Annotated in this window: 1 pseudogene; it reads left to right on the forward strand. The window is 64.5% G+C overall.

What is annotated here, in order from left to right:
* A pseudogene (locus tag AHiyo1_RS05350) lies at positions 1 to 442 on the forward strand (polysaccharide deacetylase family protein); the annotation flags it as partial.
* Between the last annotated feature and the right edge of the window lie 293 nt (positions 443 to 735).

The raw sequence follows: 735 nt of genomic DNA on the forward strand, positions 1-735 counted from the left end.
CAACACGATTCCGCTGTGCTGGGCCGCAGGCGGGTACGGGACCAACACCCCCGCCTTCGCCGTCGTCTCGCCCGGCCACACCGGCGCCTACGCCGAACAACTCACGCTGACCGGGCGTTCGTCAGGGGACGCGAAACTTCTTCCCGCCCTGGACCTGGGCGGTTGCTCGCCGACTGGGACACCCGGACATCGATATCAGTTGAAGGCCTGGTTCAAATCCACCGCGCCAACCCAGTTTGAACTCTATTACCGCGTCGGTAACGGGTATTGGAAGTACTGGACCGCGAGCCCGTTGGTCCTGGCCGCGGCGAACTGGACCCAAATCACCCGGACCACGCCTCCCCTGCCGGCCGGCGCCTCGGGGATCAGTTGGGGCCTGAACATCCAGGCCAATGGCACCATCACCACCGACGACTATGAGATGTACGACGTCGGCCCCTGATTTTCGGCGTCCCGGCTTAGCTTGGCGGCGGCGTGAACTGGCTGGCAGTGAACTCATCTACCATCGGCTCACGAGGACATTGACCCCGCATGGCCCTGCGCTCACGCTTGAAGCATGGCCACCAAACTATCCGGAGTGATCCTCGGGACCTTCCCGGAGCTGCGCTACGAACCCACCGCCAAGCGAATCCGCGCGACCCTGGGCGGGAACACTGTCGTCGACACCCTGCACGCGTGGCTGGTCTGGGAGCCGAAGCGCATTACCCCGATTTATGCGGTGCCGCAGGCCGAACT

Origin of the sequence: Arthrobacter sp. Hiyo1 (genome assembly GCF_001263615.2) — a bacterium.
GTDB lineage: Bacteria > Actinomycetota > Actinomycetes > Actinomycetales > Micrococcaceae > Arthrobacter.